The 24,995-nt window shown below is 62.8% G+C and carries 18 protein-coding genes and 1 pseudogene; 9 read left to right on the top strand and 10 right to left on the bottom strand.

Annotated elements, in window-relative coordinates; translation table 11 throughout:
• The first annotated feature begins 35 nt into the window (after nt 1-35).
• The 9 genes and pseudogenes from IPM06_04940 (at nt 36) to cysN (ending at nt 14,445) form a co-directional block, all read left to right on the top strand.
• Nucleotides 36-3,509, top strand: a complete 3,474-nt coding sequence (locus IPM06_04940; protein ID MBK8769758.1) for an acyl-[ACP]--phospholipid O-acyltransferase — start codon at nt 36-38, stop codon at nt 3,507-3,509.
• Nucleotides 3,510-3,661: 152 nt separating this feature from the next.
• A complete protein-coding gene (locus tag IPM06_04945; protein ID MBK8769759.1) occupies nt 3,662-4,834 on the top strand; it encodes a pyridoxal phosphate-dependent aminotransferase in 1,173 nt (390 codons plus the stop codon).
• Between the two features lie 167 nt (nt 4,835-5,001).
• A pseudogene (locus tag IPM06_04950) lies at nt 5,002-6,463 on the top strand (histidine--tRNA ligase).
• Nucleotides 6,464-6,465: 2 nt separating this feature from the next.
• The gene (locus IPM06_04955; protein ID MBK8769760.1) at nt 6,466-7,605 is read left to right on the top strand and encodes an ATP phosphoribosyltransferase regulatory subunit; all 1,140 of its coding nucleotides are present in this window, start codon (nt 6,466-6,468) and stop codon (nt 7,603-7,605) included.
• On the top strand, nt 7,602-8,297 hold the full coding sequence (locus tag IPM06_04960; GenBank protein ID MBK8769761.1) for an ATP phosphoribosyltransferase: 696 nt from the start codon (nt 7,602-7,604) through the stop codon (nt 8,295-8,297). Before IPM06_04955 ends, IPM06_04960 begins: the two co-directional genes overlap by 4 nt.
• 304 nt (nt 8,298-8,601) lie before the next feature.
• On the top strand, nt 8,602-9,852 hold the full coding sequence (locus tag IPM06_04965; GenBank protein ID MBK8769762.1) for a sodium-independent anion transporter: 1,251 nt from the start codon (nt 8,602-8,604) through the stop codon (nt 9,850-9,852).
• 65 nt (nt 9,853-9,917) lie between these two features.
• Nucleotides 9,918-11,321 (top strand): lytic murein transglycosylase, encoded by a 1,404-nt coding sequence (locus IPM06_04970; GenBank protein ID MBK8769763.1) that lies wholly within the window; start codon nt 9,918-9,920, stop codon nt 11,319-11,321.
• Nucleotides 11,322-11,560: 239 nt separating this feature from the next.
• The gene (gene cysD / locus IPM06_04975) at nt 11,561-12,529 is read left to right on the top strand and encodes a sulfate adenylyltransferase subunit CysD (GenBank protein MBK8769764.1); all 969 of its coding nucleotides are present in this window, start codon (nt 11,561-11,563) and stop codon (nt 12,527-12,529) included.
• Nucleotides 12,529-14,445 (top strand): sulfate adenylyltransferase subunit CysN, encoded by a 1,917-nt coding sequence (gene cysN, locus IPM06_04980; GenBank protein ID MBK8769765.1) that lies wholly within the window; start codon nt 12,529-12,531, stop codon nt 14,443-14,445. The genes cysD and cysN overlap by 1 nt, the downstream gene beginning before the upstream one ends.
• A 46-nt stretch (nt 14,446-14,491) precedes the next feature.
• Here cysN and IPM06_04985 read toward each other — a convergent pair whose 3' ends face one another.
• From IPM06_04985 to IPM06_05030, 10 genes are all read right to left on the bottom strand, one after another.
• Nucleotides 14,492-15,703 (bottom strand): serine hydrolase, encoded by a 1,212-nt coding sequence (locus IPM06_04985; protein MBK8769766.1) that lies wholly within the window; start codon nt 15,701-15,703, stop codon nt 14,492-14,494.
• A 50-nt stretch (nt 15,704-15,753) separates the two neighbouring features.
• Nucleotides 15,754-16,788, bottom strand: a complete 1,035-nt coding sequence (locus tag IPM06_04990) for an extracellular solute-binding protein (protein ID MBK8769767.1) — start codon at nt 16,786-16,788, stop codon at nt 15,754-15,756.
• A 27-nt stretch (nt 16,789-16,815) separates the two neighbouring features.
• On the bottom strand, nt 16,816-17,616 hold the full coding sequence (locus tag IPM06_04995; GenBank protein MBK8769768.1) for an ABC transporter permease: 801 nt from the start codon (nt 17,614-17,616) through the stop codon (nt 16,816-16,818).
• Nucleotide 17,617: 1 nt separating this feature from the next.
• Complete coding sequence (locus IPM06_05000) at nt 17,618-18,544, bottom strand: ABC transporter permease (protein ID MBK8769769.1); 927 nt, start codon at nt 18,542-18,544, stop codon at nt 17,618-17,620.
• 3 nt (nt 18,545-18,547) lie between these two features.
• Nucleotides 18,548-19,597, bottom strand: coding sequence for an ABC transporter ATP-binding protein (locus IPM06_05005; protein MBK8769770.1), 1,050 nt, complete (start codon nt 19,595-19,597; stop codon nt 18,548-18,550).
• A gap of 139 nt (nt 19,598-19,736) precedes the next feature.
• Nucleotides 19,737-20,480, bottom strand: a complete 744-nt coding sequence (locus tag IPM06_05010; GenBank protein MBK8769771.1) for an SDR family oxidoreductase — start codon at nt 20,478-20,480, stop codon at nt 19,737-19,739.
• A 65-nt stretch (nt 20,481-20,545) separates the two neighbouring features.
• A complete protein-coding gene (gene aguB / locus IPM06_05015) occupies nt 20,546-21,433 on the bottom strand; it encodes an N-carbamoylputrescine amidase (GenBank protein MBK8769772.1) in 888 nt (295 codons plus the stop codon).
• The gene (locus IPM06_05020) at nt 21,430-23,499 is read right to left on the bottom strand and encodes an FAD-dependent oxidoreductase (protein MBK8769773.1); all 2,070 of its coding nucleotides are present in this window, start codon (nt 23,497-23,499) and stop codon (nt 21,430-21,432) included. The genes aguB and IPM06_05020 overlap by 4 nt, the downstream gene beginning before the upstream one ends.
• Nucleotides 23,492-24,520 carry a histone deacetylase family protein gene (locus IPM06_05025; protein MBK8769774.1) on the bottom strand — a complete coding sequence of 343 codons (1,029 nt, stop codon included), beginning with the start codon at nt 24,518-24,520 and terminating at the stop codon, nt 23,492-23,494. Before IPM06_05025 ends, IPM06_05020 begins: the two co-directional genes overlap by 8 nt.
• A 111-nt stretch (nt 24,521-24,631) precedes the next feature.
• Nucleotides 24,632-24,973, bottom strand: coding sequence for a septal ring lytic transglycosylase RlpA family protein (locus IPM06_05030; GenBank protein ID MBK8769775.1), 342 nt, complete (start codon nt 24,971-24,973; stop codon nt 24,632-24,634).
• Between the last annotated feature and the right edge of the window lie 22 nt (nt 24,974-24,995).

Here is a 24,995-nt window from a genome sequence, read left to right on the forward strand (position 1 = left end):
GGAAGAGGCCAGACGCGACACGACCGGAGGATTTGATGGCGGCCCACAGCCAGTTTGCACTCTTGAAGACCAGGCGCTTTCTGCCGCTCTTCGTCACCCAGGCGATGAGCGCCTTCAACGACAACGTCTTCCGCTATGCGTTGTCGATCCTCTTCCTCACCACGCTGGGCAAGGACCAGGGCGGGGTGCTCAACACCATTTCTGCCGCACTGTTCATTGTTCCGTTCTTTCTCTTCTCCGCCTTTGCCGGGCAACTGGCCGACAAGTTCGACAAGTCCCGCGTCGCCCGCCGCATCCGCTTTGCCGAGATCTTCATCGTGGCGCTCTCGGCCTACTCGCTGTTTTCGGGCATCGTCCACCTGCAGCAGTTCTGCGTCTTTCTCGCGGGCTGCCAGGCGGCCTTCTTCGGTCCCATCAAATACGGCATTCTTCCCCAGCACCTGACCAAGGACGAACTCCTTGGCGGCAACGGCATGGTGGAGATGGCAACCTTCATCGCCATTCTCCTCGGCACGATTTTCGGCTCCATCGTCATCAACACGGAAGGCGGCCACATGTGGGTCGCCGCCGTCATGGTGGGGATCGGCATCGTCTCCTATTTCACCTGCCTGCAGATTCCCAGGGCACCTGCCGCCCAGGCAGACTTGAAGCTGAACTGGAACATCTTCGGCGAGACGTGGAACGTCGTCCGCATGTCGATGCGCAAACCCGACGTGTTCAATGCCATCCTGGGCGTTTCCTGGTTCTGGTTCCTGGGCGTTGTTTTCGTCACGCAGATTCCGCTCTTCACCTTCGACAGCCTGAAGGGCAGCGAAACCGCCGCCTCGCTCATCTTCGCATTGTTCTCGATCGGCATTGCCGCGGGCTCTGTGTTCTGCAACCGCCTCCTGGGCGGCAAGATCAGCGGCCGCTTCGTGCCGCTGGCCGCCGTGCTGATGAGCGTCTTCATGATCGAACTCTATTTCGCCGCAGGCAGCGCACAAGGCGTGCTTTCGGCGGCCATCGCCGATGGCTCTGTGGCGACGGAAACAACTGCCTCCGGTGACAAGGTGATGGGTCTCGCCGCCATGCTCACCCATTGGCAGTCCTGGCGCGTCCTCTTCGATCTCGCGGCCATCGCCTTCCTCTCGGGTCTCTATGTGGTGCCCCTCTTCGCCACCATGCAGGCCCGCACACCCTACTATCTCCGCGCCCGCATCATCGGCGCCAACAACATCGTGAACGCGATCTTCATGATCATCGCCACCGTGCTCTCGGGCGCGCTGCTGGCTTATGGGCTGACGGCGCGCGGCCTTTTCCTCACCCTCGGCCTCGCCAACCTCGTCGCGGCGATCTACGTCATCCGCATCCTGCCCCATGAAGCGCTGGCCGGACTGGTGCGCAGCATCTTCCGCGTGCTCTACCGCGTGGAAGTGCGCGGCATCGAGAACGTCACGGCGCGTGGACGCCGCTCACTCATCGTCGCCAACCACACATCGTTCCTCGACGGTCCGCTGCTCTCCGCCTTCCTGCCGGAACGCGCCGGTTTTGCCATCAACACCCAGATGGCCAAGCGCTGGTGGGTGAAGCCCGCCTTCGGCCTGTTCGATCTCTGCCCCATCGATCCCGCCAATCCGCTGGCGCTCCGCGGCCTCGTCGACATGCTGAAGAAGGGCCGCCGCGTGGTGATCTTCCCGGAGGGCCGCATCACCGTCACGGGCGGATTGATGAAGGTCTACGAAGGACCCGCCGCCGTTGCCCAGATGGCCCGCGGGCACCTTGTCCCCGTCCGGATCGACGGCGCCCATCTCACGCCCTTCTCGCGTCTCGCCGGCAAGCTGCCGACCGTGTGGTTCCCCAAGATCACCATCACCTTCATGCCGCCGATCACGTGGAAGGCGCCGGAAGGCTTGCGTGGCGCCGCCTTGCGCGAATACCAGGCCGAGCATCTTTACGATGTCATGACGGACTCGCAGTTCAAGACCGCGCCCATCAACGAGACGCTGTGGCAATCGCTGCTCGATGCCCGCAATCTCTTTGGCGGACACACGAAGATCCTCGAGGACATCCAGCGCAAGCCCGTCACCTACGACAGACTGATCCTCGGCAGCTTCATCCTCGGTCGCAAGATCGCCGCGGCAACGCCTGGCGAAAAGATGGTGGGCGTACTCCTGCCCAACGCCACCGCCACCGCCGTCACCCTGTTTGGCCTGCAGGCCTCCGGCCGCGTGCCCGCCATGTTGAACTTTTCCACCGGCGCCGTGAACATGGCCGCAGCCTGCATGGCGGCGGAAGTGCGCACCATCATCACCTCGCGCAAGTTCATCGAGGCGGGCGAGATGGAGAGCGACCTCAAGGTGCTCTCCGAACGCTGCAAGATCGTCTACCTCGAGGACATCCGCGAACAGGTGGGCAGCCTCGACAAGCTGCGCGGCCTCCTGCAGAAATCCTTTGCACCCCGCGCCTTGAAGCGCATGGGCGCTTCCTTCGATCCGGGAAGCCCGGCGGTGGTGCTCTTCACCTCTGGCTCGGAGGGCGTGCCCAAGGGCGTGGTCCTCTCCCACCGCAACATCAATGCGAACCGCCTGCAGGCCGCAGCGCGCATTGCCTTCACGCCGGAAGACCTGGTGTTCAACGCACTCCCCGTGTTCCATGCCTTCGGGTTGACGGGTGGGCTGATGCTGCCGCTGCTCTCCGGCATCTTCAGCTTCCTCTATCCCTCGCCACTGCACTACAAGATCATTCCGGAAATGTGCTACGACACCGGCGCCACGGTGATCTTCGGCACCGATACATTCCTCTCCGGCTACGCCAAGAACGCCCATCCTTACGACTTCTACAGGATGCGCCTCGTCGTGGCGGGCGCCGAACGCCTGAAGCCCGAGACACGCGAAATCTGGATGAACCGCTTTGGCCTCCGCATTCTCGAAGGCTACGGCGCGACAGAATGTGCGCCCGTTGTTTCCGTGAACACGCCCATGCACTACCGCGCCGGTTCCGTGGGCCGCCTTCTGGATGGCATGGACTACCGCCTTGAAGAAGTGCCCGGCATCGAAGGTGGCGGCCGTCTGCACGTGAAGGGCCCCAACATCATGCTGGGCTATCTGCGCGCTGACAATCCCGGCGTGCTGGAGCCGCCGCCCGATGGCTGGTATGACACCGGCGACATCGTTGCCGTGGATGAACGCCGCTTCATCACCATCCTTGGCCGCGCCAAGCGCTTCTGCAAGATCGCGGGCGAAATGGTGTCGCTCAACGCCATCGAAACCAAGCTCATGGAACTCTATCCCGACGACGCCCACGCCGTTGTCGCCGTGCCGGACAAGAAGAAGGGCGAGCAGTTGGTCATGTTCACAACCCTGAAAGCACCCGACCGCAAGGAGATGGCCACCGGCCTGAAGCGCCTCGGCCTGTCGGACCTGATGATTCCCAAGAACATCTTTCCGGTTGACGCCTTGCCCATCCTGGGCTCCGGCAAGACCGACTACGTCACCATGAACCGCATGGCGAAGGAACGCGTGCCGGAATAGCGCCGCTTCTGCCGGGGCAAATGTTGATCCGTCATGGCCCGCTTCAGGCGACCCACCTTGGCCCTTCGCCTTGACGCGTGAATTTTGCGCAACGCTGGTGCGCCACGCCGATGTTGAGTGCCTCTGGCGGAACGTGTATCCCGCCTCTCATCATGCGTTATTCCTCGACTGTCTCCCGCCTGGAACACCTGGGCTCGGCCAAATGGGCCATTCACATTGCCGGGCGCATGCGCGCCGCCAAGGGTGACAAACTCATCTTCCTGTCCATCGGCGAACCCGACCTGCCGCCACCCACCGCAATCATCGACGTGGCCGACCGCCAGATGCGCGCAGGGCGCCTGCGCTACTCGGCAGGGCGCGGCGACCTTTCCGTGCGCGAGGCTCTCGCCCGCTACTACACCCGGCAGACGGGCCGTCCCATCAACGCCGACCAGTTCCTTTTCTTGCCGGGCACCCAGGCGGCACTCGCCTGCACCTTCACCGCCATCATTGAACCAGGCGATGAGGTGCTGCTGCTCGATCCCTACTACGCCACCTATGAAGCGGTGGTGACGGCCCCGGGCGGCGTGCCCGTGCCCGTGCCGCTGGACCCCGACCGCGGCTTCCATCCCGACATCGCCGCCATCGAAAAAGCCATAACATCAAGGACCAAGGCAATCCTGCTCAACTCGCCGTCGAACCCGACGGGGGCCGTGTTCACGGCGGCGGAGAACCGCGCCATCGGCGAAATCGCGCGCAAGCATGACCTGTGGCTGGTCTCCGACGAAGTCTATGCCTCGATGATCCACGGCAATCATGTCTTCCACTCGCCCTTCTTCGACAAGGACCTGGAGGAACGCACCATCGTCGTATCCTCGATCTCGAAATCCCATGCCCTGCCCGGCTTCCGCTGCGGCTGGGTGGCGGGCTCGGCGGAGTTCTGCAATCACCTCCTGCCCGTCACGGAAACGCAACTCTTCGGGTCGCAGCCCTTCCTCGAGGATGCCACGGCCTTTGCGCTCGACACGCATTTCGATGAAACCGATGCCATGAAGAAAGCCTACCTCGCCCGCGCCCGCGTGCTGATGGAAGGCGTGAAGCAGGCCAAGGGCGTCACGACCCACCTGCCCGAAGGCGGCATGTTCCTCATGCTTGATGTGCGCGGCACCGGATTGTCCGGCGAGGCCTTCGCCCGCCGCCTGCTCGACGAGGAAGACGTGGTGACGATGCCGGGCGAGAGTTTTGGCGCGCGCGGCGCAGGCCACCTCCGCGTCGCCCTCACCGTCGACGAAGCCACCATGGCAGAAGCCGCCCGCCGGATTTCGCGGCTGGCGGGGCGGCTGTAAACCACCGCCGGAAGAACCTCTTCCGCCCCGGTCACCCCACGCAGCCCGCGCTTCCCCGGCCCGCTGGAGGAGCTGTCCGATGGATCGAGGGGCCCCGGCACTTTCACACCACTCTGGTCAAAACACCTCACCTTCTCTAGAAGCGCCCGCAAAGAGACGAGTGAGACATGGCAAAAGACTTCCGCCCGAAGGCCCGCGTGGCCAAGGGCTTCCGCGACATCGGGCCGGAGGAGATCCGCGGCGTGCGCAGCATGCTGGCGACCATCCAGCGGGTCTATGAATCCTACGGTTTCGAACCCGTGGAACAGCCCTTCATCGAATACACCGAAGCGCTGGGCAAGTTCCTGCCCGACCAGGACCGCCCCAACGCCGGCGTCTTCTCCTTCCAGGACGAGGACGAGCAGTGGCTGTCGCTGCGCTACGACCTGACCGCACCGCTTGCCCGCTATGTGGCCGAGAACAACCAGGGCCAGTTGCCGACGCCCTATCGCAGCTATCGCCAGGGCTGGGTCTTCCGCAACGAGAAGCCGGGACCGGGCCGCTTCCGCCAGTTCATGCAGTTCGATGCCGACACCGTGGGCACCGCCTCACCCGCCGCGGACGCCGAAGTCTGCATGATGGCCGCCGACACGATGGAAGCGCTGGGCATCCCGCGCGGGCAATATGTGATGAAGGTCAACAATAGAAAAGTGCTCGACGGAGTCCTCCAATCAATAGGCCTCGACGGTGATGAAAACACGGGGCGCCGTTTAACCGTTCTTCGAGCTATGGATAAACTGGACAAGCTCGGCACAGCAGGTGTGGCACTTCTTTTGGGCAAAGGCAGGAAAGACGAGAGCGGCGACTTCACCAAAGGTGCGGACCTCAACCCTGAACAGATCGAAAAGGTCTTGCTCCTTCTGGAAAGCCCATTCGAAGCACTTAGCAATGGCGACAAGTTCTTCTGGACAACATCACAATTCCATGAGGGAATTGGCGAACTCTCCGCCATGCAGGACCTTTTCACCGCCGCAGGTTACGGAGCAGATCGCATCAAGGTCGATCCCTCTGTCGTACGTGGCCTCGAATATTACACCGGCCCCGTCTTCGAGTGCGAACTCCTGATGGAAACGAAGGATGAGGACGGCAAGCCCGTGCGCTTCGGCTCGGTCGGCGGCGGTGGCCGCTATGACGATCTTGTCGCCCGCTTCACCGGCGCGAAAGTGCCCGCCACCGGCTTCTCCATCGGCGTGTCGCGCCTCTATTCCGCGCTGAAACTTGTCGGCAAGGCGCAGGAATCGACCGTGCTCGCGCCCGTGGTGGTCCTCGTCATGGACAAGGACCGCCAGGCCGATTACTGGCGCATGGTGACCGACTTGCGCAAGGCGAACATCCGCGCCGAAATGTACATGGGCACCGCCGGCATGAAGGCGCAGATGAAGTACGCCGACAAGCGCGGCAGCCCCCTTGTCATCATCCAGGGCGGCGATGAAAAGGCCAAAGGGCGAAGTGCAGATCAAGGACCTCCGCCTCGGCAGCGAACTGGCGAGCGCGATCACGTCGCGCGAGGAATACGCCAGCCAGCGCCTCGCCCAGTTCACCGTGCCCGAGACCGAGCTTGTGTCCGCCGTGAAGAAGGCGCTCGCCTGACCATGGCCGGGCGCTCATCCGCCGAACGCGAGGCGCTGGCCCGCCAGAACGCCGCCATCATGGCGGTGTTCGAACGTGCCGGTTTCGACCACATCGCGCCTGACATCATCCAGCCCGCCGACATCTTCCTTGAACGCTCGGGAGAAGACATCCGTGCACGGACGTTTGTCTTCAGCGATCCGGACGGTAACGAACTCTGCCTGCGGCCCGACCTCACCGTGCCGGCCTGCCGCTATCACCTCAGCCACGCGGCCGACGCCACGGCGGAGTCGCGCTACTGCTATCTCGGCACCGCCTTCCGCTTTCCCGATGAACTGCTGAGCCCCCAGGAATTCAACCAGGCGGGCATCGAATGGTTCGGCGACCGCAATCCCGTGCAGGCCGAAGCCCGCGTGATGAAGCTCGCCATTGCCGCCCTTGAAGCGGCGGGATTGTCGGGCCTCAAGATCACCATGGGCGACCTTGGCCTGTTCAACGCCCTCATTGATGCGATGGCGATGCCGGAGCGCTGGCGCCGCCGCCTCAAGCACCAGTTCTGGCGTCCGCAGGCTTTCCGCAGCCTGCTTGACCGCTTTGCCAGGCCCGCCACCCAGAAGCGCACCGCCATCTCGTCCCATGTCGATGCCATCGCCGGACAGGATGCCGAGGCCGCCGTGGCCGCGCGCCTTGCGGCCCTGGACCTCCCCCACGTCACCGACCGCGGCGTCGCCGAAATCGCCGTGCGCCTGTCCGAGAAGCTGGCCGACCGTTCGGAGGCACCCCTCGATCCCGCCATGGTCAAACTGATCGAGGCCTATCTCGCCATCGAAGGCAGCGTCACCGATGTGGTGGCGGAGCTGGCGAAACTTCCCTCCTCGCCCGCGCTGGATGGCGCGCGCCGCTGGTTTGAAGCCCGCATCGCCGCGCTCGAAGACCAAGGCCTCAATCCCCGCCGCTTCCACTTCAGCGCCAACTTCGGGCGCGAACTCGAATACTACACCGGCCTCGTCTTCCAGATCGAAGTGGAAGCCCGCAACGCGCCCCTCGTGGTGGCGGGCGGAGGCCGTTACAATGACCTCCTGCACGACCTTGGCGCATCAACGCGTGTCTCCGCCGTGGGCTGCGCCATCCACACCGAGCGGGTGAAGGCGGTGCTGTCATGACGGTCACACCACTCACGCTGGGCATTCCCTCCAAGGGCCGCCTGATGGAGGCAACTGCGGAACTCTTCGCCAAGGCTGGCCTTCCGATCGAGCGCATCGGCAACGACCGCGGCTATCGCGGCCGTCTCACCGGTGTTGATGGCATCGACGTGGCCTTCCTTTCCGCCTCCGAGATCGCCGGACAATTGCGCGACGGCAAGATCCAGCTCGGTGTCACCGGCGAGGACCTGCTCCGCGAAAAAATTCCGCCCACGGATGAATCGGTTGACGTCGCCGTGCGGCTCGGCTTCGGCCCGGCGAATGTCGTCGTCGCCGTTCCGGAATGCTGGCTCGATGTGGCCGCCATGGCCGACCTCGACGAGGTGGCGGAGCAGTTCTATCGCGCCCATGGCCGGCGCATCCGCGTCGCCACCAAATACGTTCACCTGACCCGCAGGTGGTTTGCTGCCCATGGCGTGACAGGATACCGCATCGTGGACAGTTCCGGCGCCACGGAAGGCGCTCCCGCCGCCGGGATGGCCGACATCATTGTCGACATCACCACAACGGGGTCCACCCTCGCCGCCAACCACCTTCGCATCCTCGATGACGGGGTGATTTTGGAATCTTGTGCCGTCCTGGCCTTGAAAAGGGAACTTTTACCAGACCCTCGCGTTCAGGTGATGCTCAAGGCGCTGGTCAAAGCCCTTTGAGCGGGTGAAAAAATAAAGTTACGCGGAAAAATTGCAGTTCTTTTTGAACGCGCTATAAGGGCACTTCGTTTTCACGGGGGCGTGGATCTGCGGGATGTCGGGCTAGGACCGGGCATGCCGGGAGTCTGTGCTTTCCGATTCATCGGCATCGCCCCCGGTTCGATGAATGGCTTGAAGCGTGGATTCTGGCATGAATGGCCTGGGACGGGAGCAGTGTGAAAGCACTGCTCCCGTTTTTTATTCAGCCACGGTTGTGGTAAGGGAGAAGGACTCACTCTCCCTTGACCTGCGGCCTTTCAAGATCATGCAATTCCCCTTTACGCCGAAACTCGTGACGCAAATTCGCGAGGGCTATTCGGCCGCGTACTTCCGCAAGGATGCCCTCGCGGGTCTCACGGTGGCGATCGTGGCGCTGCCCCTTTCCATGGCCATCGCCATTGCCTCCCACGCCCCGCCACAGGCGGGATTGTTCACGGCCATCATCGGCGGCTTTCTCGTGTCTGCCCTGGGCGGAAGCCGCTTCCAGATTGGCGGTCCCGCCGGCGCGTTCATCGTGCTGGTCGCCTCCATCATCGATGCGCACGGCATGGCCGGCCTGATGCTCGCGACCATGATGGCGGGTGCCATCATGGTGGTGGGGGCACTCCTGCGCCTTGGCTCGCTGGTACGCCACGTCCCCCACGCCGTCACCGTCGGCTTCACGGCGGGCATCGCTGTCATCATCTTCGCCAGCCAGATTCACGATCTCTTCGGATTGACATTGGCCGCACCCGAACCCGGCGACCTCGTTCACAAGCTCAAGGCGCTGTGGCAAGCCAGCCCCACGGCCAACCCCTGGGCCATCGCCCTCGCGGCCTGCACCATTGCCATCATCGTCGCCATCCGCACCTGGCGTCCCCTCTGGCCGTCACTGCTGATCGCCGTCGTTTTGGCGTCAACGGCAGCCTGGGCACTGCAACTTCCCGTGGAGACGATTGGAACGCGCTTCGGCGGCATTCCCTCCATGCTGCCCTTCCCGTCGCTGCCCTCTTTTGAGGGCCAGAGCCTGCTGGCGCTGTTGCCCAGCGCCATCTCGCTCGCCGTGCTGGGAAGCATCGAAAGCCTGCTCTCCGCCGTCGTCGCCGACGGCATGACGGGACGCCTTCACCGCTCCAATGCCGAGCTTGTGGCGCAAGGGGTGGCCAACATCCTGACCCCATTGTTCGGCGGCATTACCGTCACCGGCACCATCGCGCGCACCGCCACCAACGTGAAGGCAGGCGCCCACGGCCCCATCTCCGGCATGATGCATGCGCTCTACGTGCTGCTCTTCATGCTGCTCGCGGCCCCGCTCATGAGCCTCATTCCCCTCGCGGCGCTGGCGGGCATTCTCGCACTGGTGGCGTGGAACATGGTGGAGAAGAAGGAGATCCTGAAGCTCGTCCACTGGGGCCCGCTGCTGGTGCTTGCTGTCACATTCCTCGTCACCATTTTCCGCGACCTGATTGAAGGCATTGCCGCCGGCATCATCCTCTCGCTGCTGCTCAACTGGCTGGCGCCGCGCCGTCAATCTTGATCTTGCCACGCTGCCCCGGTACGGGTGTCTTGACGGGGGCAAGTGAAAAGGATTCGGCGGTCATCATGCGCGCTCTCATTGCCAGCCTCGCCATCGCATTTTCGTCCTCTGCCGCCCTTGCGGCAACCTGCGGCGATACTGCCAGCGGCTTCGAACCCTTCGTCGCCGGCGTGAAGAAGGAAGCCGCCGCAGCGGGCGTCAGCAAGCGCTCTATCGCGGTCCTCGATACGGTGTCCTACGACATGGCGATCATCAAGCGCGACCGGGCCCAGAACATTTTCTCCGACAGCTTCCTCGCTTTCCAGAAGAAGATGATTTCCGCAGGCCGCCTGCAGCGCGCCAAGGACAAGATCGTCCAGAACAAGGCTCTCTTCGACAAGGTGCAGAAGCAATACGGCGTGCCACCTGCGGTCATCGCTGCCTTCTGGGCTCTGGAGACGGATTTCGGTGCCGTGACGGGAGACTACCCCACCATCCAGTCTCTGGCGACGCTGGCCTGGGACTGCCGCCGCCCGGAGAAATTCCGGCCCCAGCTCATCGCCTCGTTGCAGCTTCTCGACCGGGGTGACCTGACGCTTGCGGAATTCAAGGGCGCCTGGGCCGGCGAGATCGGCCAGACGCAGTTCATGGCCTATGACTACAACGAGAGTGCCGTTGATTATGACGGCGACGGCAAGCGCGACCTGCGCAACTCCGTGCCGGACGTGCTGGCCTCCACGGCCAACCTGTTGCGCAAGCATGGATGGCAGCCGAACCAGCCCTGGCTGCAGGAAGTGAAAGTGCCCGCCGACCTGCCCTGGAAGGAGGCGGATATCGCGATCCAGCATCCGCGCAGCCAGTGGTCGGAATGGGGTGTGACGGCGGTGAGCGGTAATCCCATCAAGGCGGATGGCATGAAGGCCTCCCTGCTATTGCCCATGGGCCGCAACGGTCCGGCTTTCCTGGCCTATTCCAACTTCACCCGCGCTTATCTGAAGTGGAACGAAAGCCTCGTCTACTCCACCACGGCCGCCTACCTCGCCACGCGCATTGCGGGCGCCGAACCGGTGCACCCGGGCCGGGCCACGGTCAACCATCCCTCCTACGAGCAGATCGTGCAGCTGCAGACCAAGCTCGCCAAGCTCGGCTATGACGTGGGCAAGATCGACGGCAAGATCGGCAAGGGCACGCGCTATGCCGTGAAGGACCAGCAGATCAAGCTCAGCTTGCCCGCCGATTCCTACCCCAGCCAGGAAGTGATCGCCCAGATCCTCAAGAGCACCCACAAGGGACACATCCCGGCCAGCATGCTGGACGATGGTAGCCAGGCCAGCGCGCCGGTCAAAATGCAGACCGCACCTGTTGAAACGGTCGCTGAGGAGTCCCCGGCGGTCACAGCTCCGGTAAAGCCAGTCAAACCGGCGAAGCCCGCAAAAAAGAAGGCCATCATCCTCCCGGAATCAGCGGATGAAGGAAATAGCCTATACTGACGCATTAAGTAGCCAGCAGAATAGGATTTATCCTTGACAGTTTCGCCCATCTGGCCTGAAACACGGCCATGGACACGATTGCACAGACCTTCCTGGCGGACATCGAACGCTATCTCGCCTCCCGCAACATCGAAGCCTCGGCCTTCGGCAAGCAGGCCCTGGGTGACCCCAATTTCGTTTTTGACCTGAAGAAGGGCCGCTCGCCCTCCACCCGCACCATGGACAAGGTGCGCGCCTTCATGGCGGCACCCGCGGATTCTGCCGGTTTGTCTGCCACACCGGCTGCGTCCGCGCTCATTGCCTCGCCCGAGCGCCTCAGCCACCTTGAGCGGTTGGAAGCGGAATCGATCCACATCATCCGCGAAGTGGCCGCCGAGTGCGAAAAGCCGGTGATGCTCTATTCGATCGGCAAGGACTCCGCCGTCATGCTGCATCTCGCCATGAAGGCCTTCTATCCTGCCAAGCCGCCCTTCCCGCTCATGCACGTGGATACGCGCTGGAAGTTCCGCGACATGTACGACCTCCGCGACAAGACCGCGGCCAGGCTGGGCATGGACCTGATCGTCCACGTGAACCCGGAAGGGATTGAAAAGGACATCAACCCCTTCGACCACGGCTCGGCCCTGCACACGCACATCATGAAGACGGAAGGCCTGAAGCAGGCACTCGACAAGTATGGCTTCGACGCCGCCTTCGGAGGCGCGCGCCGCGACGAGGAAAAGTCGCGCGCCAAGGAACGCATCTTCTCGTTCCGCGATTCGCGCCACCGCTGGGACCCGAAGAACCAGCGCCCGGAACTGTGGAACATCTACAACGCCCGCAAGAACAAGGGCGAATCGATCCGCGTCTTCCCGCTCTCCAACTGGACCGAGCTGGACATCTGGCAATACATCCACCGCGAGTCGATCGAGATCGTGCCGCTTTATTTCGCCAAGGAACGTCCCATCGTATGGCGCGACGGCCAGATCATCATGGTTGATGATGACCGCATGCGCCTGCAACCCGGCGAAACACCGGAGATGCGCAAGGTCCGCTTCCGCACCCTCGGCTGCTATCCTCTGACCGGCGGCATCGACAGCGATGCCACGACACTCCTCGACATCATCGAGGAGATGCTCGTCACCACATCCTCGGAACGCCAGGGCCGCGTCATCGACAAAGACGCCTCCGCCTCCATGGAAAAGAAGAAGCAGGAAGGTTACTTCTGATGACTGCCCAGACCGAAAAGACCCGCTTCATCGAATACACCGGCGGCGACGTCGAGGCCTATCTGCAGGCCCAGGAGCGCAAGGATATGTTGCGTTTCATCACCTGTGGCTCCGTGGATGATGGCAAGTCCACACTCATCGGACGCCTGCTCTATGAATCGAAGATGCTCTTCGAGGATCAGCTCTCCGCCCTTGAAGCGGACTCGAAGAAACTCGGCACGCAGGGCGGCAATCTTGACTTCGCGCTGCTGGTCGATGGCCTTGCCGCCGAACGCGAACAAGGCATCACCATCGACGTGGCCTATCGCGCCTTCACGACAGCCCGCCGCAAGTTCATCGTTGCCGATACGCCGGGACACGAGCAATACACCCGCAACATGGCAACCGGCGCCTCCACCGCCGAACTCGCCATCATCCTCATCGATGCCCGCAAGGGCGTGCTGACCCAGACGCGCCGCCACACCTACATCTGCACCCTGCTCGGCATCCGCAAGCTTGTGGTCTGCGTCAACAAGATGGACCTCGTGAACTACAGCCGCGAGACCTTCGAGACGATTGAGGCCGACTATCGCGCTTTTGCGAAATCCGTCGGCGCGGGCGATATCACCGTGATCCCTGCCTCGGCTCTGGCAGGCGACAACATCATCGAGCGCTCGGCCAGGATGCCATGGTACCAGGGGCCGACACTCATGGCACACCTGGAAACCGTGCCCGTGGGAGAGGACCTGCGTGGCCGTTCCTTCCGCATGCCGGTACAGTGGGTCTCGCGCCCCAACCAGAACTTCCGTGGATTTGCCGGAACGATTGCCGCCGGTACCGTGAAGCCGGGCGATACATTGAAGGTGCTGCCGTCAGGCCGGCAATCGACCGTCACGCGCATCGTGACCGCCGACGGTGATCTCGACACCGGCATACCCGATCAGGCCGTGACGCTGACCCTTGCCGACGAAATCGACGTGAGCCGCGGCGACGTGCTTTGCGCCGCGGGTGATCCCGTGGAAGTCTCAGACCAGTTCGAGGTGCAGGTCCTGTGGATGGGCGACCAGGAAATGCTGCCCGGCCGTCCCTACCTCATCAAGTCCGGCACCAGGACGGTGACGGGAACGCTCGACAAGCTGAAGTACAAGGTCAACGTCAACACCATGGAACACGTGGCGGCAACGAAGCTGTCGCTGAACGAAATTGCCGTGTGTGCGCTGGAACTCGATGGCCCGCTCGCCTTCGCGCCCTATGAGGACAACCGTGCCCTCGGTTCCTTCGTGATCATCGACCGCTTCACCAATGCCACCGTGGGCATGGGGCTCATTCACTTTGCGCTGCGCCGCGCCGCCAACATTCATTGGCAGGCCACCGACGTGAACAAGCTGTCGCGCGCCAGGCTGCTCAAGCAGAAGCCGGCCGTGCTGTGGTTCACCGGCTTGTCGGGGGCCGGAAAATCGACGATCGCCAACCTGGTGGAGAAGAAACTCCACGCCGATGGCCACCTCACCTATCTGCTTGATGGCGACAACGTGCGCCATGGCCTGAACCGCGACCTCGGCTTCACCGACGCGGACCGCGTGGAGAACATCCGCCGCGTGGCGGAAGTCGCCCGACTGATGGCCGACGCGGGGTTGATCGTGCTCGTCTCGTTCATCTCGCCCTTCCGGGCCGAACGCCTGATGGCGCGCGAACGCATCGGCACGGAGGAATTCGTGGAGGTCTTCGTCGACACCAGCCTTGCCGAAGCCGAAAAACGTGACGTGAAGGGTCTCTACGCCAAGGCCCGCCGTGGCGAACTCAAGAACTTCACCGGCATCACCTCGCCTTACGAAGCGCCCGAAAATGCGGAGGTGCGCATTGATACCGGCAGGACCAGTGCCCCTGACGCCGCGACGGAAATCGTCCGCTATCTCAAGTCATCAGGCCGCCTCTAGGGACACAACGCCGTCACCGGGCGGAGGTCCGGGCAAGGCTGAATTGTCAGCTTCTCTTGAGGTGCTCTGCGATGGTCAGAGCTGCCTTGTGCGTGGCGATGCTGAAGGCAGGCGAGAGGAAGTCCGGCCACGACGACAGCTTCACCACCACCATGGCGTGGTCGTAGTTCACGTAGATCCATTGCCCGAATACACCGCGCGCCATGAGGTTGCGCGCGCGTGAATCCTCGATCCAGCACATGTTGTGGTAGGCGCCCCCCGGCAGGGTCTCGGAGTACGGCGCACCGAAGATGGCATGATTGCCGTTGCGCGTGGTCTCTACCCAGGTGGCAGGAATGATGCCGCCGCCATTCTCGAGCAACAATTGCCCGAAGCGGCCATAGTCGCGGAGCGAGGCGTTCAGGCCGCCATCGGCCAGCGCATAGCCGGCGGGATCGACCGTGAAGGCCGCATTCTCCTCGGCGCCCATCTTCTGCCAGAGTTCATCCGAGAAAATCTGCGGCAGGCGCTTGCCCGTCACGCGTTCCATGCAGAAGGCCAGCAAGTCCGTTTCGATCGAACGGTAGACGAAGCGCGCGCCATGGGGACGCTCGGTCTCCTTCAATCGCAGGATGACGTCGAAGACATGGGCGGGCCAGTCATATCCGGGGTCCGTGCCCGGCGGCGGCGGCTTCCAACCCGACGCCACGTCAACCCAACCGATTTCCGAATAGGGGTCGGTGTAGTCCTCCGAGAAGCGCACACCGGTCGTCATGTCGAGTACCTGCTGCAACGTCGCGCCCTTCCAGCCCGTTCCCGCGAGTTCGGGAATGTAGTGCGTGACAGGCGCCGCGACATCGAGCAGCCCCTTGCCCACGAGAACGCCCGCAATCGCCCCTGTGAACGATTTCGCCACCGATTGCGAGAGATGCAGCGTGCGCTCATCCATGCCGTTGAAATAGCGCTCGTGGACGATGGCTCCATCCTTGAGCACGAGAAATCCGTCCGTGTACGTATCATCGAGGAGCGTGGCGAGTGTCGTGGGCTCGCCACTTACGCCCGTCACCGCGAGCCCATCCAGGTCGCGCTCGCGGCGTTCGAACATGCGTGGAGCCCCACGCCCTCGCCACACCTCGGCGGTGGGAAGGATTTCGCGGATATGCTGGAAGGCCCAGCGGTTCCACGGCGGCCGGTCCCAATCGATGCGCGGCGGAATGAGCGCCGGCGGCGATCCCTGCATGATGGCGGGCCGCGCCTCTGAATTCTTGTAGCTGGCCATGTGAAAAAGCCCCCGCCGTCGCGGGCGGGGGCTCCTCTTGTCGATTGACGTTACTTCATCAGTTCCGTCCAGATCTTGGTGTAGATCTCGACTGCTTCCGGCGGGCAGGCCGTGGAGAACTCATAATGGCCTTCCATTTCCTTGGGGATCACCAGTTCCGGTGCATCCCGCATGTCGGCCGGCATGAACTTGTCGGAACCCGCAATACCATTGCCGTAGCGCGCGAAGGCCGAGAGGCCCGCGGCATTTTCCGGGTCCATCACGAAGTTCTGGAAGAGCTTGGCGTTCTCCACATTCTTGGCGTCCTTCAGCACCGAGAGGTTGTCCATCCAGGTGGTGAAGCCTTCCGTGGGATAGCCATACTTGATGTCAGGGTTCTGCAGGCGCTGGCGCATGGCCGAACCGTTCCAGTCGCTGGTGGCGAGGTAGTCACCCTTCACCATCTTCTCGATGGTGGAGTATTCCATGGCGATCCAGTTCGGCTTGGCGTTGACCAGCGTGTCACGGGCCTTCTTCAGCACTTCCTTGTCCATGGAGCAGTGCTTGCCACCATTGTACTTGATGGCCGCATCGATCACGTCGTTCATTTCCGGAACAACGTTGACCTTGCCCTTCAGTTCGTCCGGCGTGTTGAAGATGATGCCCCAGGTGTTGATGTCGCCCTTGTACTTGTCGGTGCGCACCGAGATACCGACAGTGCCCCACTGCCACGGCACCGAGTAGTGGCGGCCATCATCGTAAGGCACGTGCACCCATTCCGGCGCCACGTTCTTGAAGTTTTCCATCTGGTCGGGGCGCGTTTCGAGCAGCAGGCCTTCGCTGATCCAGATCGGCATGTAGTTGCCCGACGGCACCACCATGTCGAAGCCGTGGCCGCCGGCGCGCACCTTGGCCAGTGCCGTGTCGTTGGAGTCATAGTCCGTGATGTTGACCTTGACCTTGTACTTGTCTTCGAACTTCTTCACCACCTCGGGGCTCGTGTAGTTGCCCCAGTTGTAGATGTTGAGTTCGCCATCGGCCTTGGCGGCACCCGAAAGCGCTACTGCCGCAGCGGCGGCAAGAAGCAGAGATTTGAGCAGTTTCATCGAAAGTCTCCCTTGTGTTTGGTCGTGTCACGACTTCTTCCGGTTGAGGAAGAAGAAGATTGTCACCAGCACCAGCGACAGGCCGAGGAAGGCCGTCGAGATGGCGTTGATTTCGGGCGTCACGGAGCGGCGCAATTGCCCCAGCATGTAGGTGGGCAGCGTGTCCTGCCCCGCGGATTTGACGAATTCGGTAATGACGACGTCGTCGAGCGAGATGACGAAGGCCAGCATGAATCCCGCCAGCATGCCCGGCGAGAGCAGCGGCAGCGTCACCCGCCGGAAGGCATTCCACGGCGTGGCGTAAAGATCGGCCGCCGCCCGCTCCAGCGTCAGGTCCATGTTTTCAAGCCGCGCCCGGATGGGAAGATAGGCAAAGGGAATGCAGAACGCCGTGTGCGCCGCAATCAGGTATCCCATGCCGCTGTAACCGGTCCACACCTTGATGCGCGAGAAGACGATCAGCAACGCAACAGCCGTCACGATTTCCGGAACCATCAGGGGCTGGTTGATGAAGGCATACTGGAAGGTGAGTCCGGGATAGGGCGGCGTGCGTGTGGTGGCAATCGCGGCCATGGTGGCCGCCGTCGTGGCGATGATGGCCGCGGCCAGCGCCACGTAAAACGAGCGCAACGCTGCCTCCTGCACCGCCTCGTTCTGCCAGGCCGACTGGAACCATCGCAGCGAGAAGCCCTCCCACACGGCAACGGAAACGCCGGCGTTGAAAGCGTAGAACACGAGCGTGGCGATGGGCAGGTAGAGCATCGCGAAGCACAGCATGGCGATGGTGACGAAGCCCGGCTGCGAGCGGATGGAAAACGTCTTGCGCACCTTAGTGGCCATGGCCGGACCCCGAGGCGTTGGCGTTGCGCACATAGAACAGCAGCGCGATGGTCACGATGAACATGAGCGTGATGGAGAGTGCCGATCCGAGCGGCCAGTTGCGCCCCTGCCCGAACTGCAATTCGATCAGGTTGCCGAGCATCATGCTCTTGCCGCCACCCAGAACACGGGGAATGACGTAAGCACCGAGCGCCGGAATGAACACGAGGATGGAACCCGCCACGATGCCAGGCTTCACCATGGGAATGATGATCCGGCGGAGCACGCCAAAACGCGTGGCATAAAGGTCATAGCCCGCCTCAACCAACCGGAAGTCCAGCTTCTCCATGCTGGCGTAGATGGGCAGCACCATCAGCGGCAGATAGACATAGATCATGCCGAACAGCACCGCCCAGTCGGTGAACATGATCTGCACCGGCTGGTCAATGATGTGGAGCGCAATCAGCAGCGAATTGATGATGCCCTCGTTTCGCACCACCTCCTGCATGGCGAAGGTGCGGATGAGAATGTTGGTCCAGAACGGAATGGTGATGAGGAACAGCCAGATGTCGCGGCGGTTCTCGGGCCGCGTCGAGATGAAATAGGCCGTGGGAAAACCCAGGAACAATGTTGCGAGCGTGGTGATCAGCGAAAGCCGGACCGAGCGCCAGAAGATTTCCAGATGGGCGCTCGCCAGCGACAGCGTGTCATCGAAGATGTCGCGGTCGAACAGCACGTTGAGCCAGGCCTCGGAGGAGAATTGGCCGAACTTCACGTCGCCGTAGTCACCTTTCGCCATCAGGGAATAGAGCACCACCACAAACAGCGGCCCGATGGCGGCAAAGAAGATGATGATGAGGGCAGGCGAGGTCAGCCACCACCTGTTGCGCACATCGGTGCGGCGGGCGGACTCGGCAATTCCGGCAGCATCCGTCATGGTTCAGTCCTTGAGGATGCGGGGCGTACCCGCGGCAACGGAAATGCCGGGCTTGTCGCCCCGCTTCACCTCGACACTGTCTCCCGCCGCGTTCTGTTGGCGCACGATGAAGGGCGCACCATCGTCGAGGCGAAGGTGCACATGGGTGTCGGTGCCGAAATAGACGATGTTTTCGACCGTCCCCCGGAAGTCGCCCTTGGAGGGCGCCACCAGCACGGCGTTTTCGGGCCGTACCACCACACTCACGTCTCCGCCGGAAACGCCACTCTCCGGAATTTCGGCCACCAGCGTACCACCCGCCGACATCTCGAGCGTCACCTTGCCGGCCTTTTTGGTCTTCACCCTGCCCTTGAGGAAATTCGTTTCGCCGATGAAGTTTGCCACGAAATGATCGATCGGGCGCACGTAGATGTCATGCGGACTTCCGATCTGCAGGATATTGCCCTTGCTCATCACCGCGATGCGGTCCGACATGGTGAGCGCTTCTTCCTGGTCGTGCGTCACGAAGATGAAGGTGATGCCTGTATCGTGTTGCAGGCGCTTCAGCTCGATCTGCATGTCCTTGCGCAGCTTGTAGTCGAGCGCCGAGAGCGGTTCGTCGAGGAGCAGCACGCGCGGCCGCGGTGCCAGGGCGCGGGCCAATGCCACGCGCTGCTGCTGGCCACCGGAGATCTGCGAGGTGCGGCGGTCGCGCAGGTCTTCCATGCGAACCAGCTTGAGCATCTCGGTGACGCGCTGGGATGTCTCAGCCTTCGGCTTTCCGAGCATTTCCAAACCGAAGGCAATGTTCTGTCCCACCGTCATGTGCGGGAATAGCGCATAGTTCTGGAACACCGTGTTCACGGGCCGCTTGTAGGGCGGAAGCAGGGCGATGTTCTCGCCATGGAGCAGGATTTCGCCATCGGTGGGGAAGTCGAATCCGGCAATCAGGCGCAGCAACGTCGTCTTGCCGCAGCCGGACGGGCCAAGCAGCGTGAAGAACTCGTTCTCGCGAATGCTGACGGAAACATTGTCGAGAGCCCGGACTTCGTCCTGTCCCGCTCCCTTGAACACCTTGCTGACACCACGCGCATCAATGGCGCTTGCAGTTGAAGCCAAGATCAATGTCTCCCCTGGGTGCCTCTCGCGGGCACCTCGAAATACGATACTAGGCCGCAAGAGGCAGCCTTGCCAATGGGTTCAGTTTGTCCGCTCAGACGGACCAGCCGCCGTCGATATTGATGGCCTGCCCGGTGATGAAGGCGCTCTCGTCGCTCGCAAGATATACGACCAGCGCGGCAATTTCCGCGGCCGTGCCGAGGCGGCCCATGGGCTGGCGTGCCACGAAGGCCTTGTGCGCCGCTTCATAATCCCCCGTTGCGCGCATGCGGTCGTGCAACGAGGGCGTGTCCACTGTGCCGGGGCAGATGGCATTCACGCGGATTCCCTTGGCCAGATAATCAGCTGCCATGGCCTTGGTCATGCCGATCACTGCGGCTTTGCTGGTTCCGTAGAGGAAGCGGTTGGGAACGCCCTTCACCGACGAGGCCAGCGACGCCATGTTGATGACCGAGGCCTTGCCCTTCGCCAGCCAGCCCGGCGTGAAGGCCCGCATCATGCGGTAGTGCGCACGCACGTTCAGTTCGAAGGCAAAATCCCAATCCTTGTCGACCACGTCCATGATCGTCCCGGCATGCACATAGCCCGAGCAATTGAACAGCACATCGGGTGCATTGACCTTTGCGGCCAGCGCGTCCACATCGGCCTGCTGTGTCACGTCCAGGCGATGGATGGCGACCGTGGGCGACTCCTTGGCCAGGGCTTCGAGGGCTGGCACGTTGATATCCGTTGCAATGACCTTGGCCCCTTCTGCCACCATGGCCAGCACCGTGGCCCGGCCGATTCCCTGCGCCGCAGATGTCACCACTGCCGTTTTTCCAGCCAGCCGTCCGGTCATGTCTTTCGTTCCTTTCAAGGTCTCACAGCGTCTCTAGCCAATCCGGTGCAAGCCTGTCCATGCCATCACACGGCCGCACTGCGGATGCGCCCATCCAGCGTCATCAGCGCCCCGTACATTTCCGGGCGGCGGTCGCGGAACAGGCCCCAGCTCTGGCGCAAGTCACGAATGAGATCGAGATCGAAAACCTGCAGCCGCACCCCTTCTTCCGTGCGATCCATTTCCTGCACCTTCTCGCCCTGATGATCGGCGATGAAAGACCGGCCATAGAAAACGTCGCTCCGTCCATCGGGAGCCGTCTCCCGGCCGATGCGGTTGGAGGCCATGAGCGGCATGATGTTCGCTGCCGCATGCCCGCGCATGACGTTCTGCCAGTGGGTAGAGGAATCATATCCGGGATTGGGCGGCTCCGATCCGATAGCCGTGGGATAGAGCAGCAGTTCCGCGCCCATCAGGGCCATGGCGCGCGCCGTTTCGGGAAACCACTGGTCCCAGCAGATGCCGAGGCCGAGCTTGCCTGCCGCCGTGTCCCACACCTTGAAGCCCGTGTCGCCCGGCGAGAAATAGAATTTCTCCTGATAGCCCCGGCCATCGGGAATATGGCTCTTGCGATAATGGCCGAGCCGCTTCCCGTCCGCATCGACAATGACGGTCGTGTTGTAATGCACCGCGTTGGCGCGCTCGAACACGCTCACTGGCAGCACCACGCCCAGTTCCCTGGCGAGCGCGGCAAATCGCGCCACGGTGCGGTGGCGGTCCAGTTCCTCGGCCTGTGCAATGAACCGCGCATGCTGCTCGATGCAGAAATAGTCACCGTCAAAAAGCTCCTGCAGCAGGATAAGGTGCGCCCCTTGTTTGGCCGCCGCACGCACCAGCGCCTCCGCCGCGTCGCAGTTTCTGGCCCAATCCTGCCGCGACGCCATCTGGGTGATGGCAACGGTGACGTTTCTCATGGTGACAACTCCGCAATTTCGCGCCGGAAGGGCAGACGGCCGCCCGCCTCCGGCTCATCCAGGTTTTCGGCATAGCGATGCCCCGCATAGGTGGCCCACGCAATGGCCGACGACGGCGCTTCCGCATCACCAATGGCCGTCACGCTCTCAATGCCGTGGCCCGTCCATCGGTCCTTCACCGCCAGCAGCGAATCTCGCAACCCATCCACGGGCCGACGCGACGTCACCAGGAGCACGGCATTACAGGCCACATCGTCTTCGCGGCCGGTATAGGTGCAGGCTATCCGCGCCATTCCGCGCGCCACCGCCATGAGCGCCCGGCTGGTGCGCACATCGACGCCCGCCGTCAGCAGGCGGCGCTGGATGAAGCCCTGTTCCAGCGTGTTCGCCGTCCACTCCGACACCTTCACCGATGGCGTGACCAGCGTCACGGTGCAACCCATCTTGAGCAAGGCCTCCGCCATCACGCCCCCCATGTAGTAGTGATCATCGTCATAGATCAGCACGTGGCCGGACGCTTGTGCGCCCGCCATGATGTCGTCCGGCGTCAGCACCGTCACGCCCCCGGCAAGGGGAATGGGACGCAAGTGATAGCGCGCAACGCCGTCGCGCCGCCATGTGGCGCCGGTGGCGAGACACACATGCTGCGCCCCGAAGGCCAGCACATCCTCCGCCGACAGCTGGGAGTCGCGATAGACTTCGACGTTGTTCATCTTGCCGATCTGGCCCATGCGGTAATCCCGCACCCGCGCCCAGGCGGAAAGCCCCGGCAGGCGCGACTCCAGCGTCACACGCCCGCCCACCTCCTTTCGCGCTTCCGCCAGCGCCACTTCGTAACCCCGCAGGCCAAGGCGGTGCGCCGCGGAAAGTCCCGCAGGGCCTGCGCCCACAACCAGAACCTTCTTCTGCGGGGCGGACTTGCGCATGCGCTCCGGATGCCAACCCTTTCGCCATTCCTCCATGAAGGAGGAATTCTGCGTGCAACGCGACAGGCCCATGGTCATGTCGCCGGTGACGCAGATGTTGCAGCCGATGCACTCGCGAATGTCGTCGCTGCGGCCCTCGTCGATTTTCTTTGGCAGGAAGGGATCGGCGATGGAGGGCCGCGCCGCGCCGATGAAATCAACCAACCCCTGCCTCACCTGCCGCACCATCTGGTCCGGCGAGGTGAAGCGGCCCACGCCCACAACGGGCCGCGGTGTCAGTTGCTTCAGGCCGCGGATCAGCTCTTCCTGCGCGGCCTCTTCCGTGAAGCGCGAGGTGCCGGAACAGGCCTCCCACGTGCCGTGGGCAAAATCCCACACATCGGGAAGCTCCGCGTGCATCGCCACAAGCTCGCGCAGTTCCGCATTGCTGAAACCATCGGCCCCCACCATCTCGTCCAGCGACAGGCGCACCGCAATGGCGCAGGTATCACCCACCTCCTCGCGCGCATCCTGCACAAGCTCGGCCAGAAGCCGCGCCCGGTTCCTCAGCGACCCGCCATATTCATCCGTACGCTGATTGATGCGCGGGCTGAGGAAGTGCTGGATGACACCGAAGCCATGCGCCCCATAGAGACAAAGAATGTCGAACCCCGCCCGCCTTGACCGGCGATAGGCTTCGCGATGCCACTGGCGCAGGTTGCGGATATCCTGCTTGTCCATGGCGCGCGCCTGCACAGGGTCGCTCGTGAAGGTCAGGATCGGCATGTTCACGGGCGCCATGGGCACCTCGCGGCTGTAGAGATTGGGTCCGTTGACACCGGGATAGGCAAGCTCGATCCCCGCCAGCGCGCCATGGGAATGAATGGCATCCGCCATCTTCACGAAGGACGGCATGTCCTTCTCCTCCCACAGCCGCAACTCGATGAAGGGTGTGATTTCCGACGTGTGGTGGATCTCCACCTGCTCGGTGAAGATGACACCCCATCCGCCTTCCGATTTCACCCGCCGCATCTCCGCAACGGCGGACGGGTCGCGGTAGCCGCCGCCATTGCAATGCGGCACCTGGTAGAAGCGGTTCTTGGCGGTGAGCGGCCCGATCTTCACCGGCTCGAAGAGGATGTCGTGGCGCGGATCACGCATCCTCGAAACCTGCAAGAACGTTCACGGTATTGACGCCGATTGCCTCGATGGCATAGCCGCCCTCCATCACGAACAGCGTCGGCAGCTTGAGCTTGGCGATCGCGGCACCTGTCCGCGTGAAGTCTTCACTCGTCAGCTTGAAGAAGCTGATGGGATCATCCTTGAAGGCATCGACACCGAGTGACACCACCAGCACATCAGGCCCATGGGTCTTGATCTTCGCCAGTGCGGACTTCAGTGCCTTGCCCCATTTCTCGAACCCTGTGCCGGGGCCCATGGGATAGTTGAAATTGAAACCCTCGCCCTTGCCCGTACCCGTCTCGTCCTTGTAGCCGAGGAAGTGCGGATAGCAGTCCTCCGGGTTGCCATGGAGCGAACAGAACAGAACATCGCCCCGGTCATAGAAAATGTCCTGCGTGCCGTTGCCGTGGTGAAAGTCGATGTCGAGGATGGCGACGCGCGCCGCTCCCTGGTCGCGAAACGCCTGCGCGGCGATTGCCGCATTGTTGAGAAAGCAATAGCCGCCATAGAGATCGTCGTGCGCATGGTGCCCCGGCGGGCGGCACAGGGCGAAGGCCGCGCTCGTACCGCTGCCCACGATTTTCTGCGCCGTCAGCGCCACGGATGCCGAAGCGCAGGCCGCTTCCCATGTGCCCGCCGTGATCGCCGTCTCGACGGAGTGGATGTAGTAACCCACCTTGCCATCGATCCAGCGCGGAATGCGTTGCTGCAAGGATCGGTTGGGAATGGCCGTCGGCAGGATTTCACCCCGGTAGCCGGCCTTCTGCCATTCGTCCCAGGCGGTGCGCAGGAAGTCGAGAAAACCCGCGTCATGCACGCGCTTCACCGCCTTCATGTCGAGCTTCCCCGGCGCGATGATGTCAGTCATGCCGCGCCGCTTCAATTCGCGCAGGATGTACTCCATGCGCGACGGACGCTCGAACGGCGTCACCAGTTCGCCGCCATAGACTTCGCCTTGCGCGAAATGCTTGCGGTGATCTTCCGAGAAAACGATTTGCATGTGCCCACCTCTTGTCCGGTGAGACTGGCAAAACTTGCTCGCCTGATCAACGCCTGCACTGGCCCCGCCCCGGCCCCGGTTTGGGGCCAGTGCAGCGCCACCGTTCAATCCTCAGCGAATGATAGTGTAGGAAATCCGCCCGACGCCCGAGGCGGTGAGGCCGATCACGCGCGCCGCACCCAACGAAAGATCAATGACGCGGCCGCGAATGAAGGGTCCACGGTCATTGACGCGCACGACGACCGAACGTCCGGTGCGCGGATTTGTCACTTTCAGTTTGGTGCCGAACGGCAGTGAACGGTGTGCGGCGGTGAGGCCGTTGGGATTGAAGCGTTCGCCATTGGCGGTGCGCTTTCCGGATTTGTAATAGGACGCCATGCCAACGTTTTTGGCCGTCACTGGCTGCGCAACAATAACCATCGCCGCAACTGCGGCTGCCACAATATTCTTCATAATGCCCCCTGTAGTGTGCAGC

It is taken from the genome of Hyphomicrobiales bacterium (genome assembly GCA_016710435.1).
Lineage (GTDB): Bacteria > Pseudomonadota > Alphaproteobacteria > Rhizobiales > Aestuariivirgaceae > Aestuariivirga.